At 60.5% G+C, this 14,113-nt stretch carries 10 protein-coding genes; 4 read left to right on the top strand and 6 right to left on the bottom strand.

Going from position 1 to position 14,113, the window contains the following annotated elements; genetic code table 11:
- Positions 1-14: 14 nt before the first annotated feature.
- On the top strand, positions 15-2,414 hold the full coding sequence (locus ACWKV5_RS04105) for a sensor domain-containing diguanylate cyclase (protein ID WP_483840268.1): 2,400 nt from the start codon (positions 15-17) through the stop codon (positions 2,412-2,414).
- A 135-nt stretch (positions 2,415-2,549) separates the two neighbouring features.
- Here ACWKV5_RS04105 and dacB read toward each other — a convergent pair whose 3' ends face one another.
- On the bottom strand, positions 2,550-4,010 hold the full coding sequence (gene dacB, locus ACWKV5_RS04100; RefSeq protein WP_483840267.1) for a D-alanyl-D-alanine carboxypeptidase/D-alanyl-D-alanine endopeptidase: 1,461 nt from the start codon (positions 4,008-4,010) through the stop codon (positions 2,550-2,552).
- 236 nt (positions 4,011-4,246) lie between these two features.
- Between dacB and ACWKV5_RS04095 the strand changes: the two genes are divergently transcribed.
- Positions 4,247-4,591 carry a YggL family protein gene (locus ACWKV5_RS04095; protein ID WP_007896965.1) on the top strand — a complete coding sequence of 115 codons (345 nt, stop codon included), beginning with the start codon at positions 4,247-4,249 and terminating at the stop codon, positions 4,589-4,591.
- A gap of 65 nt (positions 4,592-4,656) precedes the next feature.
- Here ACWKV5_RS04095 and ACWKV5_RS04090 read toward each other — a convergent pair whose 3' ends face one another.
- Positions 4,657-5,847 (bottom strand): benzoate/H(+) symporter BenE family transporter, encoded by a 1,191-nt coding sequence (locus ACWKV5_RS04090; protein WP_483840266.1) that lies wholly within the window; start codon positions 5,845-5,847, stop codon positions 4,657-4,659.
- 271 nt (positions 5,848-6,118) lie between these two features.
- Between ACWKV5_RS04090 and ACWKV5_RS04085 the strand changes: the two genes are divergently transcribed.
- On the top strand, positions 6,119-6,883 hold the full coding sequence (locus ACWKV5_RS04085) for a GntR family transcriptional regulator (RefSeq protein ID WP_123434268.1): 765 nt from the start codon (positions 6,119-6,121) through the stop codon (positions 6,881-6,883).
- Between the two features lie 179 nt (positions 6,884-7,062).
- Here ACWKV5_RS04085 and guaD read toward each other — a convergent pair whose 3' ends face one another.
- The 4 genes from guaD to xdhA form a co-directional block, all read right to left on the bottom strand.
- Complete coding sequence (guaD, locus tag ACWKV5_RS04080; RefSeq protein WP_483840265.1) at positions 7,063-8,367, bottom strand: guanine deaminase; 1,305 nt, start codon at positions 8,365-8,367, stop codon at positions 7,063-7,065.
- 8 nt (positions 8,368-8,375) lie between these two features.
- Entirely contained in the window at positions 8,376-9,221 is an 846-nt protein-coding gene (gene xdhC / locus ACWKV5_RS04075; protein ID WP_483840264.1) for a xanthine dehydrogenase accessory protein XdhC, read from the bottom strand.
- 116 nt (positions 9,222-9,337) lie between these two features.
- On the bottom strand, positions 9,338-11,737 hold the full coding sequence (xdhB, locus tag ACWKV5_RS04070) for a xanthine dehydrogenase molybdopterin binding subunit (protein ID WP_483840263.1): 2,400 nt from the start codon (positions 11,735-11,737) through the stop codon (positions 9,338-9,340).
- A complete protein-coding gene (xdhA, locus tag ACWKV5_RS04065) occupies positions 11,730-13,184 on the bottom strand; it encodes a xanthine dehydrogenase small subunit (protein ID WP_483840262.1) in 1,455 nt (484 codons plus the stop codon). The genes xdhB and xdhA overlap by 8 nt, the downstream gene beginning before the upstream one ends.
- Before the next feature lie 267 nt (positions 13,185-13,451).
- On the opposite strand from xdhA, the gene ACWKV5_RS04060 reads away from it, so the two are divergent.
- Complete coding sequence (locus ACWKV5_RS04060; RefSeq protein WP_483840261.1) at positions 13,452-14,111, top strand: GntR family transcriptional regulator; 660 nt, start codon at positions 13,452-13,454, stop codon at positions 14,109-14,111.
- The last annotated feature ends 2 nt before the right edge of the window (positions 14,112-14,113 follow it).

The raw sequence follows: 14,113 nt of genomic DNA, 5'->3' as shown, positions 1-14,113 counted from the left end.
TTTGAGTTGCCTTTATGTCGTTTCAGGCCGTCCGCCCCAAGATCCTGGGTTTTATCAGCGAAGATGTGTCGGCCTGGCTGGTCGCGCTGCTGGTATTGCTCATGGGCGGCGTGCTCACCGGGTTACTGGCCTGGTCGACTGTCAATGTGTTTCACCATCAACTCAAGCAACGCTTCCAACTGCTGGCCAGTGAGCGTTACAGCCGCATTGAAGAACGTTTCGAGGATCAGGAGCAGCGCCTCGACGGTCTGCGCCGGTTCTTCGCCAATTCCGATTCGGTCTCCCGCGAGGAGTTCGACGGTTACACCAAACCCCTGTTGCACCGAACCCAGGCCTATTCCTTCGCGGCCCGAGTGACCCGTGTCGAGCGTGCGGCATTCGAGCAAAGGGTGCGGGACGAGGGCTTCAGCAATTTCACCCTTCGTGAGCTCGACGGCAACGGTCAGCTGCAATTGGCCGCCGAGCGCGATGAATACGTGGCGGTGCTGTACAGCCAGACGCAAAGTCGACTGGGCTCGCCGCTGGGTTACGACTTGCTGGCCCAGCCGATGCGCCGCGCCACCCTTGAGCGGGCGGATAAACTGGGCACCATGGCGGTGTCGCAACCGATGCATCTGGTCAGCATCGAACCGGCCTATGCGCGTGGCGTACTGTTGGTGGCCCCGGTGATGTCGCGTAACCCACCCAGCGCTGCGCAGGTAAAACCCTTCGGTTATGTGATGGCGGTGATCAGCATGCGCCAGTTACTGGCCGATGGATTGCCGGACGCCAACTACGACTATCTTTCGGTGCGCATTCTCGACTTGTCGATCGACGATCAGCACGAAGTGCTCTACGAATCCTTGAACCCGCCGGCGGCCAGTGATTTGTCCGCGAGCCGGCTGTTGCGATTGGCCGATCACGATTACCAGGTCGACATCACACCGAGCGAAGCCTTTATACAAGCCAACCATTCCTCGGTGACGACCCTGATGGTGCTGGGCGGTTTGCTCAGTCTGCTGCTCAGCGCGTTGCTGTATGTGCTGGTCAGCCAGCGCCAACGCGCACTGAAAATGGTGGAGCAGCGGACCGAGGAACTGCGTGCCCGTGAGCAAGAGCTGCGCGGTACCCACGGCCAGTTGCGTGGCGTGCTGAATGCGGCGACTCAGGTGGCGATCATCGCCACTGACCTGCGCGGGGTCATCAGCACGTTCAACGCCGGCGCCGAGCAGATGTTGGGTTACGCCAGCGTTGAGGTCGTGGGGCACATGACCCTGGAAAACCTGCACCTCCCCCGGGAGCTGGTGGCACGGGCCGCGGAGTTGAGTGCGCGGTATGGCAAACCGATTCCGACCTGTCAGGCGATGCTGGTCGAAGGGGGCGAGGAGGGCGGTAGCGAGGCGCGGGAGTGGACCCTGGTGCGCAGCGATGGCAGCCATTTGGCGGTGAACATGCTCGCCACCCCGGTGCTCGATGAGCAGGGGTTGTGGGTCGGTCATCTGGCGATCTGCATCGACATTACTGAGCGCAAGCGAGTGCATGAGGCGCTGGCGGCACGGGACCTGTTGTTGAAGAAACTCAGCGCCCATGTGCCCGGTGGCATCTACCAGTTCAAGATGGAATTCGACGGCCGCTTCAGTGTGATCTATGCCAGCGACGGTATTCGCGAGATCTACGAACTGGAACCGGACGTGCTGCTGCTCAACGCCGAAGCGATCTTCACGCGCATCCATCCACAGGACACGACCCGGGTCCGTGCCTCGATCCGCGCCTCGGCGGACACCCTCAGCCCGTGGCGCGAGGAATACCGCGTGCAGCTGCCCATGCGCGGTCTGCGCTGGGTTCGCGGTGAGGCAACCCCCGAAGAACTGCCCGGTGGCGGCGTGCTCTGGCATGGCTACATTTCCGACATCTCTGACCTGAAGCGGGTGGAAGAGGAACTGCGCGCGCTGTCGATCACCGACTCGCTGACCGGGATCCACAACCGCCGCTATTTCCAGGAGCGCCTGACCACCGAAATGGCGAGGGTCCAGCGTGGCGTGGGCGAGTTGTCGGTGATCATGCTCGACATCGACCACTTCAAACGCATCAATGACCAGCATGGCCACGCCGTGGGGGATCGGGTGTTGCAGGCGGTGTGCGAGCGCATCGGTCATCGGCTGCGGCGCACGGACGTGTTCTGTCGCCTCGGCGGTGAAGAATTCATGGTGCTCTGCCCGGACACTGACCGCGAGCAGGCGCACGTGCTGGCGATGCAATTGTGGCAAGGGCTGCGCAGTTCGCCGATCGACAGCGTGGGGTTCGTTACCGCGAGTTTCGGGATTGCCAGTTGGCGCGTCGGGGAAGGTGCGGATGCGCTGTTGCTGCGGGCGGATTCGGGGGTGTATGCGGCGAAGCAGGCGGGACGTGATCGGGTCGAGGCGCAGAAAGCCTGAGGCCTGACACGGCCCCCTGTGGGAGCGAGCCTGCTCGCGAAATCGGTGTGTCATTCAGCTTATTAGTTGACTGATACAGCGCCTTCGCGAGCAGGCTCGCTCCCACAGTTGATCTACGGTGAACTGTAAACCGGGTCAGAGCACCGAAGCGGTATCTGGCAGTTTCGGTTGGCGATACAGGTCCAGCAGCACTTGATCGAGTACCGACGACGCGCCAAACGGTGCCTTGTCGTTGAGGATCGCCACCACTGCCCACGTGTTGCCATTGACATCGCGGCTGAAGCCGGAGATCGCGCGTACGGTGTTCAGGGTGCCGGTCTTGACGTGGGCTTCGCCGCGCATCGCGGTGGTCTTCAGGCGTTTGCGCATGGTGCCGTCGGTGCCGGCAATCGGCATCGAACTGATGAACTCGGCGGCATACGGGCTGTGCCACGCGGCTTGCAGCATCGCCGCCATTTCACGAGCGCTGACGCGTTCGGCGCGGGACAGGCCGGAACCGTTCTCCATCACCAGGTGCGGCGCGGTAATGCCTTTCTTCGCCAGCCACTGACGTACTACGCGCTGGGCAGCCTTGGCATCATCACCATCGGCATCGGTACGGAATTTCTGGCCCAGGCTCAGGAACAGCTGCTGAGCCATGGTGTTGTTACTGTATTTGTTGATGTCGCGGATGATTTCCGCCAGGTCCGGCGAATAGGCCCGGGCCAGCAATTTTGCGCTGCTCGGGGTCGGGGCCAGCACATCCTTGCCCTGAATGCTGCCGCCCAGCTCTTTCCAGATGGCCCGCACGGCGCCGGCGGTGTAGGTCGCGTGGTCAAGCAGCGACAGGTACGTCTGCGAGCTGCAGCCATCGCCCAACTGGCCGCCGACCGTCACGGTCACGCTGCCATCGGGCTGGGTCACCGGGTTGTAGCGCACGCCGCCGGTGCATTGCTTGGAGTTGACAGCCTTGACCTGGTTTTCGATGCGGATGCTGGCAATCGGCGGTTCCACCGACACCAACACCCGGCCATTGTCGTTGCGCGCCACAAAGCGCAGGGCCTTGAGGTTGACCATCAGCGAGTCGGGCTTGACCAGGAACGGCTTGTTCTCGTCATTGCCATCGTCATTGAACTCGGGCAACTGCGGCTGCGTGAAGAAACTGCGATCCAGCACCAGGTCGCCGGTGATTTGCGTCACGCCGTTGGCACGCAGGTCACGCATCAGCAGCCACAGTTTTTCCATGTTCAGCTTGGGATCGCCGCCGCCCTTGAGGTAGAGGTTGCCATTGAGGATGCCGCCGCTGAGGGTGCCGTCGGTGTAGAACTCGGTTTTCCACTGGTGGTTCGGGCCGAGCATTTCCAGCGCGGCATAGGTGGTGACCAGCTTCATGGTCGAGGCCGGGTTGACCGAAACGTCAGCGTTGAAAATGGTCGGTGTGCCCGGGCCGGTGAGCGGGATCATCACCAGCGACAGGGCGCTGTCCTGCAGCTTGCTGGCCTTGAGGGCCTTTTCGACGTTGGGTGTAAGCGCAGTGTTGATCGGAGCGGCGGAAACGGAGAGGGCCAGTGGAAGAATGAAGCTGGCCAGCAGCAATGGACGCAAAGATTTGATCATGTGTAATAAAACCCTACAGCCGAGGGGGAAAAAAGACGAGGGCATGGCGATAAAATCCCTCAGTGGTCATGAAAGTGTCGGCATTATGCCCCAAGGCTTGAAAGCGTGTGCCGTGCCATGACCTTCAAATCTGCTATTTTTTTTACCGGCGGTCAGCGATGCGCCCCAGAGAGTCGGGCAATTAGCGGCTTAAACTGCTAAAGTGCCGCCCGTTATTACTTTTGAGGATTGTTCCAATGGCGACTAACCGTTCCCAGCGTCTGCGCAAAAAACTGTGCGTCGATGAATTTCAAGAGCTGGGTTTCGAACTGAACCTGGATTTCAAAGAAGATTTGGCTGATGAAGCCATTGATGCTTTCCTCGACGCGTTCCTGAAAGAAGCCATGGAAGCCAACGGTCTGGGTTATGTTGGCGGCGACGACTTCGGTCTGGTTTGCCTGCAGAAGCGTGGCTCGGTGTCCGAAGAGCAGCGCGCTGCTGTTGAAGCCTGGCTCAAAGGCCGCAGCGAACTGACCGAAGCAACCGTCAGCCCGCTGATCGACGTCTGGTACCCGGAAAAGCCGATCAATCCGGTAGCTTGATGTCTTAGCTTTTTGTCTTGAAAAAAGCGGCGACCCAAGGGTCGCCGTTTTTTTATGCGCAGAATTCAGCTTTTACGCCAATTCAGAATCACCAGCGTCAACACCCCCGCGACAATCCCCCAGAACGCCGAACCGATGGAAAACAACGTCAATCCCGATGCCGTGACCATAAAGGTGATCAGCGCCGCTTCCCGTTCCTTCACCTCGTTCATGGCAATGCTCAAGCCATTGATGATCGAGCCAAACAGCGCCAGCGCCGCAATCGACAGCACCAGCTCTTTAGGCAACGCGGCAAACAACGCCGCCAATGTCGCGCCGAACACCCCGGCAATCCCGTAGAAAATCCCGCACCAGACCGCTGCCGTGTAGCGCTTGTTGCGATCTTCATGGGCATGCGGCCCGGTACAGATCGCTGCGCTGATGGCCGCCAGGTTGATGCCGTGGGAGCCGAACGGGGCCAGCAGCAACGAGGCGATGCCGGTGGTGGTGATCAACGGTGAGGCCGGCACGGTGTAACCGTCGGCGCGCAGCACGGCGATGCCCGGCATGTTCTGCGAGGTCATGGCTACCACGAACAGCGGAATGCCGATGCTGATGGTCGCGGCCAGCGAGAAGTGCGGCGTGGTCCAGACCGGCGTCGCCACTTCCAGATGAAAGCCACTGAAATCCAGCAACCCCATGAATCCTGACAGCGCCGTGCCGATCAACAGCGCAGCCAGCACGGCATAACGCGGTGACAAGCGCTTGATTACCAGATAGGTGAAGAACATGCCCAGCACCAGCCCGGTGCGATGCTGCGCGGCGACGAAAATCTCGCTGCCGATCTTGAACAGAATCCCTGCCAGCAACGCGGCGGCCAGGGAGGCTGGAATCTTTTTCACCAGCCGTTCAAAGCTGCCGGTCAACCCGCAAATCGTCACCAGCACTGCGCAGGTGATGTAGGCGCCGATGGCTTCGCCATAACTGACACCGCCGAGGCTGGTGATCAGCAACGCCGCGCCGGGGGTCGACCAGGCGATGGTGATCGGCGTGCGATATCGCAATGACAGACCGATCGAACACAGCGCCATGCCAATCGAGATCGCCCAGATCCACGATGAAATCTGCCCACTGGTCAGGCCCGCCGCTTGTCCGGCCTGGAACATCAGGACCAGGGAACTGGTGTAACCGGTCATCATCGCGATGAAACCGGCGACGATGGCCGAAGGGGAAGTGTCAGCCAGTGGGCGAAGCTGCGTGTGCGTGGCGTCGTTCATGACAGCGGTGTTCCTTTTATAAAGATGTCCGAAGCGCCGCTGAACCCTGTGGGAGCGGGCTTGTGTTCGAGCGGCAGATTCTGCGTTCAAGCCTAAACTCAAACGTAAGGGATCGTTGCAATACAGCGGAAGCGACAAACAGCCGTACAGTCGTGTTGCCACCCTCCATTGTGTACAATCGCGGTGTTTTTTACGCGATACTTGCCAGCGACCCACTGTGCCGTATTACAGTCACCGTCAATTCGCCGCAGTTCTCCCGACTCGAGTGCCCATGAACGAACAGTTGCAGCCCCTAAAAAAACAACCGCGAGCAGGCAAAGCCGGCCGCAGCGGCACCCAGGACGATATTGTCTACGCGCATATCTTCGAGGCCATCCTCGAACAGCGCCTGGCGCCTGGCACCAAGTTGAGCGAAGAAGCGCTGGGGGAAATTTTCGGGGTCAGCCGCACCATCATCCGCCGCGCACTCTCGCGACTGGCCCATGAAGGCGTCGTGCTGCTGCGTCCGAACCGTGGCGCAGTCGTCGCCAGCCCGAGCGTCGAAGAGGCCCGCCAGGTGTTCCTCGCGCGCCGTCTGGTGGAACGAGCGATCACTGAACTGGCCGTGCAGCACGCCACCGCCGAAGATCTCGCCGAATTACGACAAATGGTCAACGACGAACGTGACAGCTTCTCGCGCGGTGATCGCGGTGCCGGCATCCGTCTATCCGGTGAGTTTCACCTGAAGTTGGCAGAGGCGGCGAAGAACGCGCCGTTGATCAGCTTCCAGCGCAGCCTGGTGTCGCAGACGTCGTTGATCATTGCCCAGTATGAAAGTGGCAACCGTTCGCACTGTTCCTACGACGAACACACCCAGCTGATTGACGCCATCGAAGCGCGCAACGGTGAGCTGGCGGTGAATTTGATGATGCATCACATGGATCACATCGACAGCAAACTCAACCTCGACGAAGAAAGTGCGTCGGATGATTTGCATGCGGTGTTCTCGCATTTGTTGCAGACCAAGAAGCCTGGGCGTTCTGCTGCGAAACTCTGAAACACCGAGGCGCGCCCTTCGCGAGCAAGCCCGCTCCCACATTGAATCTGTGTCGTACACAAATAGTGTGTTCACTGGAGATCTAATGTGGGAGCGGGCTTGCTCGCGAAGGCGGCCTCAACGGCAATAAAAATCCCCCGGACTGAAAAGTGCGGGGGATTTTTTATGCCCGGAAAATCTTAACGCTGATGCACCTGATTCCCCGCCGCATACGTCTGCAGAACAGTCCGGTCATCCCCTAGCGTCATCAACACAAACAACGTCTCGGCAATGTTATTGGCCTGCTTCAAACGATAGCTCAGCAATGGCGTGGCGTTGTAATCCAGCACCAGGAAGTCGGCATCGGTGCCCGGTTTCAACGTGCCGATCTTGTCCTCAAGACGCAGCGCGCGAGCACCGCCGAGTGTGGCCAGGTACAGCGATTTGAACGGACTCAGACGCGCACCTTGCAGCTGCATGACTTTGTACGCTTCGTTCAACGTTTGCAGGATCGAGAAACTGGTGCCACCGCCAACGTCCGTGCCCACGCCGACATTCAGTTTGTGCTTCTCGGCCATCGGCAGGTTGAACAAACCGCTGCCGAGGAAGAAGTTCGACGTCGGGCAGAAGGCGATGGCCGAGCCGGTTTCCGCCAGCCGCGCGCACTCGTCGTCGCACAGGTGCACGCCGTGGGCAAACACCGAGCGCTCACCCAGCAGTTGGTAGTGGTCGTAGACGTCCAGATAGCCTTTGCGCTCCGGGAACAGCTCCTTGACCCATTCGACTTCCTTCAGGTTTTCGCTGATGTGCGTCTGCATGTACAGATCAGGGAATTCGCTGAGCAACTGGCCGGCGAGGGTCAGTTGTTCCGGGGTGCTGGTCGGGGCGAAACGCGGGGTGACCGCGTAGTGCAAGCGGCCCTTGCCGTGCCAGCGCTCGATCAGCGCCTTGCTTTCGACGTAGCTGGATTCGGCGGTGTCGGTCAGGTAGTCCGGCGCGTTGCGGTCCATCATCACCTTGCCGGCGATCATCCGCAGGTCGAGCTGTTCGGCGGCCTCGAAGAACGAGTTCACCGATTGCGGATGCACGCTGCCGAACACCAGCGCAGTGGTGGTGCCGTTGCGCAGCAATTCCTTGATGAAAATGTCCGCGACTTCGTCGGCGTGCCCCTTGTCAGCGAACTGGCTTTCACACGGGAAGGTGTAGGTGTTGAGCCAATCCAGCAGTTGCTCGCCGTAGGCGCCGACCATGCCGGTTTGCGGCAAGTGAATGTGGGTGTCGATGAAGCCGGGGGTAATCAGTGCGTCCTGATAATGGGTGATCTCGATGTCGGCCGGCAGGGTCGGCAGCAAGTCGCTGGCGTGGCCGAGTGCACTGATCTGGCCGTTGTCGACCACCAGCAAGCCGTCTTCGAAATACTCGTACGAGGCTTCAATACCGACTTCGGCTGGGTCGGCAATGCTGTGCAGAATGGCGGCGCGGTAAGCTTTGCGAGTCAAAGGCATGAGGGTTCTCAATGGGAGGCTTGGCTGCGGCGTGAAGCAGGCAGCAGTTTGGCAATCGATGATCCGGCACTGGCGGTCTGCTGGCCGAAATTCGCGTTATAGGTGGCGATGATTTCGCCGGCGATGGAGATGGCGATTTCCACAGGCAACTTGCCTTTGACTTCGCCGATGCCCATCGGGCAGCGCATGCGTTGCACGACGCTGTTGTCGAATCCGCGGTCGCGCAGGCGGTGTTCGAACTTCACCCGTTTGGTCTTCGAGCCGATCAGGCCGAAGTAGGCGAAGTCGTTGCGCTTGAGGATCGCAGCGGTGAGTTCGAGGTCGAGCTGGTGATTGTGGGTCATGACGATGCAGTAACTGCCGGCGGGCAGGTCGTCGATTTCGTCCACCGGTTCTTCGCTGACAATCTTGCGCACGCCGTGAGGGATCTGTTCAGGAAATTCGTCATCTCGCGAATCGATCCAGCGCACCCGGCAGGGCAGGCTGGCGAGCAGCGGCACCAATGCGCGGCCGACATGACCGGCGCCGAACACGGCTATCTGCGCCTGGACCTGGCCCATCGGTTCGAACAGCAACACCGTCGCACCACCGCAGCACTGGCCGAGGCTGGCGCCGAGGCTGAAGCGCTCCAGGTGCGTGTCCTGTTTGCCGCTGGCGAGCATGTCGCGGGCGATCTGCATGGCCTTGTATTCCAGATGCCCGCCACCGACGGTGTCGAAGGTCTGGGTGGCGCTGATGACCATCTTCGAGCCGGCATTGCGCGGCGTCGAGCCGAGCTCTTCGATGATGGTCACCAACACGCAGGGTTCACCTTGGGATTGCAGGTCGGCGAGGGCGTCGATCCAGTTGTACATGTTTCACCTCGACATCTCTGTTGTCTGTTCGGGCCTCTTCGCGAGCAGGCTCGCTCCCACATTTGGAATGCATTTCCCTGTGGGAGCGAGCCTGCTCGCGAAGGCCGCGCCTCGGTCTAGAGCGAAGCCAGTTCGGTTTCAGCTTCCACGGCTTTCACCGCCTTCAACTGGCGCATCTGCTCACACCCCCACAACACCCGCTCCGGGGTCGCCGGTGCATCGATTTTCGGTTGATGCTTGTAGTCGCCAAGACTCGCCACGGCGTCCTTGATCGCACACCACGACGCAATGCCCAGCATGAACGGCGGCTCACCCACGGCCTTGGAATGGAACACCGTGTCTTCCGGATTCTTGCGGTTTTCCACCAGCTTCACCCGCAGGTCCAGCGGCATGTCCGCCACCGCCGGAATCTTGTAGCTGGCCGGGCCGTTGGTCATCAGTTTGCCCTTGTTGTTCCACACCAGTTCTTCCATGGTCAGCCACCCCATGCCCTGGATGAAACCACCCTCGACCTGGCCGATGTCGATGGCCGGGTTCAGCGAGGCGCCAACGTCGTGGAGGATGTCGGTGCGCAGCATCTTGTACTCGCCGGTCAGGGTGTCGACGATCACCTCACAGCACGCTGCACCAAAGGCGTAGTAGTAGAACGGACGACCACGGGCCTGGCTGCGGTCGTAGAAGATTTTCGGGGTCTTGTAGAAGCCTGTGCTCGACAGCGACACCTGCGCGAAATATGCCTGCTGGATCAGCGCTTCGAACGTCAGGATGTGATCGCGAACCCGCACGTGACCGTTGTGGAATTCGACGTCTTCTTCGCTGACCTTGTAGTGCCGCGCGGCGAATTCGACCAGACGCTGCTTGATGATTTCCGCCGCGTTCTGTGCCGCTTTACCGTTCAGGTCGGCACCGCTGGATGCAGCGGTCGGCGAGGTGTTTGGCACCTTGTCGGTGTTGGTCGCGGTGATCTGCACGCGGTCCATTTCCACCTGGAACACTTCGGCCACGACCTGCGCGACTTTGGTGTTCAAGCCCTGGCCCATTTCGGTGCCGCCATGGTTCAAGTGGATGCTGCCGTCGGTGTAGACGTGGATCAGCGCGCCGGCCTGGTTGAGGAAACTTGCGGTGAAGGAAATACCGAATTTCACCGGGGTCAGCGCCAGGCCTTTTTTCAGGATCGGGCTGTTGGCGTTGTAGCGACGAATCGCTTCGCGACGCTCGGCGTACTGGCTGCTTTCTTCCAGTTCAGCGGTCATTTCTTCGAGCATGTTGTGCTCGACGGTCTGGTAGTAATGCGTGACGTTGCGCTCGGTCTTGCCGTAGTAGTTGGCCTTGCGTACGGCCAATGGATCGAGGGCCAGATGACGGGCAATCGCGTCCATCACTTCTTCGATGGCGACCATGCCTTGCGGGCCGCCGAAACCACGATACGCGGTGTTCGACGCAGTGTTGGTCTTGCAGCGGTGACCGTTGATGGTCGCGTCGCCCAGGTAGTACGAGTTGTCGGCGTGGAACATCGCACGGTCGACAATCGAGGCCGACAGGTCCGGCGAGCAACCGCAGTTGCCGGCCAGTTCCAGGGCGATGCCGTGCAGGCGGCCGGTGCTGTCGAAGCCGACGTCGTACTCGACGTAGAACGGGTGACGCTTGCCGGTCATCAGCATGTCTTCGACGCGCGGCAGGCGCATCTTGGTTGGTTGGCCGGTGAGGTGCGCGATCACGGCGCACAAACAGGCCGGGCTCGCGGCTTGCGTTTCCTTGCCGCCGAAACCGCCGCCCATGCGGCGCATATCGACCACGATTTTGTTCATCGACACATCAAGCACTTCGGCGACCAGCTTCTGCACTTCGGTCGGGTTCTGCGTCGAGCAGTAGACGATCATGCCGCCGTCTTCCGTCGGCATCACCGAAGAGATCTGGGTTTCGAGGTAGAAGTGTTCCTGGCCGCCGATGTGCAGCGTGCCCTGGATGCGATGCTCGGCAGTCGCCAAGGCATTGGCCGAATCGCCGCGCTGGTGAGTGTGGCTGTCGAGCACGAAGTGGCGTTTGCGCAGGGCTTCGACCACGTCCAGCACCGGCTCGAGATCTTCGTATTCGATGATCGCGGCCATGGCGGCCTTGCGCGCGGTTTCGAGGTCTTTCGCCGCCACGGCGAGTACCGGCTGACCGACGAACTGCACGTCATCAATCGCCAGCAACGGGTCGCCCGGCAACAGTGGCCCGATGTCTTTCAGGCCCGGCACATCTTCATGGGTGATGGCAATGCGCACGCCTTCGAAGGCGTAGCAGGGCTTGGTGTCGATGCTGATGATTTTCGCGTGGGCGCGGTCCGACAGGCGTGCGTAAACGTGCAGCTGGTTCGGAAACTCCAGGCGGTCGTCGATGTACTGCGCTTCACCGGACACGTGCTTGGCGGCGCTGTCGTGCTTGACGCTGCGGCCGACACCGGTGGTCAGGTCCTTGGCGAACAGTTCAGCCAGTTCGGCTTGGGTCTTCTCTACAGCGTGATGATTAGACATAAGCGGTCACCCGAGTCTCGATGTGCGGTGTTTGCAGTTCGATGAAGTATTTGCGCAGCAGGTTTTGCGCGCTGAGCAGGCGGTATTCCTTGCTGGCGCGGAAGTCCGACAGCGGGGTGAAATCTTCGGCCAGTGCGGCGCAGGCGCGTTCGACGGTGGCGTTGTTGAACGGCGCCCCGAGCAATGTTTTTTCGCAGGCGCTGGCACGTTTCGGGATGGCTGCCATACCGCCAAAGGCGACACGGGCATCGGCGATCACACCGTTTTCCAGACGGATCTGGAACGCGGCGCACACAGCGGAAATATCATCGTCCAGACGTTTGGACACCTTGTAGGCGCGGAACAGTTGTTCGGCGCTGGCACGCGGCACGATGATCTTCTCGATGAACTCACTTTCCTGACGCGCGGTGACCCGGTAATCGATGAAGTAATCTTCCAGGGCCATAGTGCGGCGGGTTTCGCCTTTGCACAGGACGATTTGCGCGCCCAGGGCGATCAGCAGGGGCGGCGAGTCACCGATGGGCGAGGCGTTGCCGATGTTGCCGCCGAGGGTGCCTTGGTTGCGGATCTGCAGCGAGGCAAAACGTTGCAGCAATTCACCGAAGTCCGGGTACTCGGCTTTCAACGCTTCGTAGCAGTCGGAGAGGGCGGTGGCGGCGCCGATTTCCAGGCGATCGTCGAAACGCTCGATGCGCTTCATCTCGGCCACGTTGCCGACGTAAATCATCACCGGCAAGGTGCGGTGGAATTGCGTGACTTCCAGCGCCAGGTCCGTACCGCCGGCCAGCAGGCGCGCCTGTGGATAAGCGTCGTAGAGGTCGGCCAGGTCGGCGACGGTCAGCGGCACCAGGCAACGTTTGTCGCCACTGTTGAGTTCGCCGATGGACGTCGGGGCAATCGCTTTCAGGCGCGCGATAGTGTCGGCTTCACGCGCATCGAACTGGTCCGGTTGCTTGCCGCAGCAGGACTGTTCGGCGGCTTGCAGGATCGGCCGATAGCCGGTGCAACGGCACAGATTGCCGGCCAGCGCTTCGTGAGCCTTGTGAGAATCCGGTGCATCGCTGTTCTTTTGCAGGGCGAACAGCGACATGACGAAGCCGGGGGTGCAGAAGCCGCATTGCGAACCATGGCACTCGACCATGGCTTTCTGCACGCTGTGCAGTTCGCCCTGGTGCTTGAGGTCTTCAACGCTGATCAGTTGTTTGCCGTGCAACGACGACACGAACGTCAGGCACGAGTTGAGGCTGCGATAGCGAATGTGTTCGCGGCCATCGTCATCCGTTTGCAGCTCGCCGACCACCACGGTGCAGGCGCCGCAGTCACCGCTGGCGCAGCCTTCTTTGGTGCCGGGTTTGCCCACATGGTCGCGCAGATAATTGAGCACGGTCAGGTTTGGGTCCAGGGCGTGCTCGCTACGGAGTTCCTGGTTAAGTAAAAACTGGATCACGGAAGGCCTCGCAGACTCATTATTGTTGTTAACCGACTTGAACCGAATTTAGCAGGTCTGACTTTTCGGTCAATGATTTTCTGACTTAAAGGTCAGGAAATTGCATTTTGTCGGCAAACACCTCATTGCTTCAGTATTGACCCTCACGCACACACCTGCTTTTTTTGCTTGAATCGTGCCAAAACCGCCGAGTGGGCCCTGCGCCATGACCTATCAAGTGGGTTACACTGCGCCGCTTGTGCAGATCGAAGAGTTTGAAGGACAACCATGACGTTCAAGGCGCCGGACAGCCTCGCCGAGCAAATCGCTCACCACCTCGCCGAACGCATCATTCGCGGCGAAATGAAGCCCGGGGAGCGCATTCAGGAACAGAAGGTCACGCTGGCACTCAATGTCAGCCGTGGCTCGGTCCGTGAAGCCTTGCTGATTCTTGAGCGTCGCCACTTGATCGCGATCCTGCCGCGACGGGGCGCCCATGTCACCGAACTCACGGCGCACAAGGTCCAGAGCCTGTGCACGCTGATGAGCGAGCTGTACATCCTGCTCGGTAACGCCGTGGCCAACGGCTGGAAAGTCCAGGCCGACATGGCGCCATTCGTGCAGATCCAGCAACGCCTGGCCGCCAGCTACGAGCGTCAGGACATTCGTACCTTCGTCGACGACAGCTTCAATGTGATGCGCGCCGCGTACCCGTTCGCCAACAACCCGTACTTGCAGGAAACCGTCGAGAATCTGCAGCCGGCCATGAGCCGCGCGTATTTCCTCGCCCTGGACCAGCGCAAGGCGTCGATGAGCGAATTCCTCGAACTGTTCGAGCGCCTGCTCGCTGCCGTGCTGGCCCGTGACTTTCCGCAGATCCGCGAAGTGCTGACGGCGTATGCCCAGCGCAGCGCCGATCTGGTGGTTTCTGCCCTGACGGACGCTTAAGC

Source organism: Pseudomonas oplopanacis (assembly GCF_057128725.1).
The sequence above is the reverse complement of the archived record's forward strand: the minus strand, read 5'-3'. Positions and strand labels throughout refer to the sequence as shown.

Excerpts from the sequence above, each read along its gene's own strand:
- ACWKV5_RS04105 (WP_483840268.1), top strand. The coding sequence starts at position 15 with ATGTCGTTTCAGGCCGTCCGCCCCAAGATCCTGGGTTTTATCAGCGAA.
- dacB (WP_483840267.1), bottom strand. The coding sequence starts at position 4,010 with ATGATCAAATCTTTGCGTCCATTGCTGCTGGCCAGCTTCATTCTTCCA.
- ACWKV5_RS04095 (WP_007896965.1), top strand. The coding sequence starts at position 4,247 with ATGGCGACTAACCGTTCCCAGCGTCTGCGCAAAAAACTGTGCGTCGAT.
- ACWKV5_RS04090 (WP_483840266.1), bottom strand. The coding sequence starts at position 5,847 with ATGAACGACGCCACGCACACGCAGCTTCGCCCACTGGCTGACACTTCC.
- ACWKV5_RS04085 (WP_123434268.1), top strand. The coding sequence starts at position 6,119 with ATGAACGAACAGTTGCAGCCCCTAAAAAAACAACCGCGAGCAGGCAAA.
- guaD (WP_483840265.1), bottom strand. The coding sequence starts at position 8,367 with ATGCCTTTGACTCGCAAAGCTTACCGCGCCGCCATTCTGCACAGCATT.
- xdhC (WP_483840264.1), bottom strand. The coding sequence starts at position 9,221 with ATGTACAACTGGATCGACGCCCTCGCCGACCTGCAATCCCAAGGTGAA.
- xdhB (WP_483840263.1), bottom strand. The coding sequence starts at position 11,737 with ATGTCTAATCATCACGCTGTAGAGAAGACCCAAGCCGAACTGGCTGAA.
- ACWKV5_RS04060 (WP_483840261.1), top strand. The coding sequence starts at position 13,452 with ATGACGTTCAAGGCGCCGGACAGCCTCGCCGAGCAAATCGCTCACCAC.